Below are 236 nucleotides of genomic sequence, written 5' to 3'. Positions count from 1 at the left end.
GAACTCGGAACCCATGGCCTGGATAGCGAGGCCATCAGTGCTGCCATGGCGACCTTTGAAGGCGATTGGACCGAAAACGCACACGATTTGATCCGTCGTCGGTTCGGCGAGCAGGGTCCAGTGGATCTGCCGCAGCGGCGCAAGGCTGCCGATCTGTTGGCCCGGCGTGGTTTTGACGGCAACAGCATTCGTAGCGCCACGCGCTTCGACCTTGAGGACTGAGGGCGCCAGGCCTG

At 62.7% G+C, this 236-nt stretch carries 1 protein-coding gene; it reads left to right on the top strand.

The window, feature by feature from the left end; genetic code table 11:
* The coding region (locus tag ABQX22_RS26740; RefSeq protein WP_349802863.1) for a regulatory protein RecX at positions 1-222 on the top strand (222 nt) is incomplete at its 5' end.
* Between the last annotated feature and the right edge of the window lie 14 nt (positions 223-236).

Source organism: Xanthomonas sp. WHRI 1810A, from assembly GCF_040202885.1.
Classification (GTDB): Bacteria; Pseudomonadota; Gammaproteobacteria; order Pseudomonadales; family Pseudomonadaceae; genus Aquipseudomonas.
The sequence above is the reverse complement of the archived record's forward strand: the minus strand, read 5'-3'. Positions and strand labels throughout refer to the sequence as shown.